Genomic DNA, 451 nt, shown 5'->3' on the forward strand with positions numbered 1-451 from the left:
ATTCACATCGCTGGCCGTCGCGCTCACACCCACCAGCGCGCTCACGCCACCGATGATCAAGTTGCCAGTGTTCGCCAAAAACACCCCACCGCTGCCGCCGGCGGCTTCGACATTCGCCAGCGTCGTCTCAATCGGATCCGCGCTCGTTCCCACACCGGTCGCGGCTTGCAGCACGATGCTCGTGCCCGTCACATTATTATCATCATCCGCATCCGTGATGCTCGTGCCGGCGACAATCGAACCACCACTCGTCGTCACATTGGCAATCGCCGCGCCAGCCGTCGTCGTCAGCGTGAACGCGCCAAGCGCCAACGTCGAATCATTCGTGCCAACATTGTCACCCGCACCCGCATAACTCGACACCGTCTCATTCGCGAGCAGCTGCACGGTGCCGCCAAGTCCCACATTCACCGCACCAGCAGTATCAAACACCGCAGCACCACCGCTGAGC

At 61.9% G+C, this 451-nt stretch carries 1 protein-coding gene; it reads right to left on the reverse strand.

Features of this window, described 5'->3' with window-relative positions; all coding sequences use genetic code 11:
* The coding region (locus M9Q49_RS35270; protein ID WP_254514059.1) for a hypothetical protein at positions 1-432 on the reverse strand (432 nt) is incomplete at its 3' end.
* Between the last annotated feature and the right edge of the window lie 19 nt (positions 433-451).

It is taken from the genome of Anatilimnocola floriformis (genome assembly GCF_024256385.1).
GTDB classification, from domain to species: Bacteria; Planctomycetota; Planctomycetia; order Pirellulales; family Pirellulaceae; genus Anatilimnocola; species Anatilimnocola floriformis.